A 1299-nucleotide genomic window follows, 5' to 3' on the forward strand; every position below is an offset into this window, starting at 1 on the left:
AGGAGCTGATGGCCAATCTGGATTTTTTTTCACTTTATAAGAATATTATTGCGATTCCCTCTATCAGCAGCACGGATCCCAAGTGGGATCAGAGCAATGAGGCGGTGATCCGGCTGCTGGCCGACTGGTTCGGTCAGCTCGGTTTTCAGTGCGAGGTGACGGCGCTCCCCGATCTGCCGGGCAAGTTCAATCTGGTGGCGACGATCGGTCAGGGGGAGGGCGGTCTGCTGCTGGCGGGTCACACAGATACGGTACCGTTCGATGAGGGGGGCTGGAGCAAGGATCCCTTCAAGGTGACGGAAGAGGGCGATCGCCTCTATGGCCTCGGCACCATCGACATGAAAGGCTTCTTCGCCTTTATCGTCGAGGCGCTCAAAGAGATCGACCTCACCAAGCTGACCAAGCCGCTGCGCATTCTCGCCACTGCCGACGAAGAGACCACCATGGCGGGGGCCCGCGCCATCGCCGCGGCGGCCGAGCTCAAACCCGACTACGCCGTGATTGGCGAGCCGACCGGACTGGTGCCCGTGGTGGCCCACAAGGGGCATATGTCGGAGGCGATCCGCATTACCGGCAAGAGCGGTCACAGCTCGGATCCCGCCAACGGCGTCAACGCCATGGAGATCATGCACAAGGCGATGGGGCAGGTGCTGCGCTTGCAGCAGGATCTGAAAGATCGCTACGCCGACCACCGCTTTGCCGTGCCGCAGCCGACCCTTAACCTGGGTTACATCCAGGGCGGCGACAGCCCGAACCGCATCTGCGGCTGCTGCGAGCTACATATCGACCTGCGACCCACTCCGCAGGTGGGGCCGGATGAGCTGATGGGGATGCTCAAAGAGGCGCTCTCTCCCATCGAGATCCACCAGCCGGGCTGCCTGCATCTGCAGCATCTGCATGAGCCCATTCCCGCCTACGCCTGCGCCGACGACTCTGTGCTGGTGCGCGAAGCTGAGAAGGCGAGCGGTCGCGCCGCCGAGTCGGTCAACTACTGCACCGAGGCGCCGTTTATCCAGCAGCTTGGCTGCCAGACCATAGTGATGGGCCCCGGTCATATCACCCAGGCGCACCAGCCGGATGAGTATCTGGACCTGTCTTTCGTCAAGCCAACCACCTCAGTGTTGCAGCACCTGATCAGACGTTTTTGCCTGTAGCGGCAGCGGTGAAAGGGGCGTAAAAACTGTAAGTAAGTTACATAACAAGCCGGTTGTGGAGTGGTGATGGAAATACATGTTCTGAATCGGCCTGTTATTTGACCTTGCGCAGACAATCTGGGTAGATTGTCACCCTAAGATGACG

The 1299-nt window shown here is 60.0% G+C and carries 1 protein-coding gene; it reads left to right on the top strand.

Features of this window, described 5'->3' with window-relative positions:
* Positions 1-8 precede the first annotated feature (8 nt).
* Positions 9-1154 carry an acetylornithine deacetylase gene (gene argE / locus G5358_RS21150; protein WP_421172487.1) on the top strand — a complete coding sequence of 382 codons (1146 nt, stop codon included), beginning with the start codon at positions 9-11 and terminating at the stop codon, positions 1152-1154.
* The last annotated feature ends 145 nt before the right edge of the window (positions 1155-1299 follow it).

The sequence above is a fragment of the Aeromonas sp. 604176 genome (assembly GCF_049170755.1).
Taxonomy (GTDB): domain Bacteria; phylum Pseudomonadota; class Gammaproteobacteria; order Enterobacterales; family Aeromonadaceae; genus Aeromonas; species Aeromonas veronii_A.

Excerpts from the sequence above, each read along its gene's own strand:
- argE (WP_421172487.1), top strand. The coding sequence starts at position 9 with ATGGCCAATCTGGATTTTTTTTCACTTTATAAGAATATTATTGCGATT.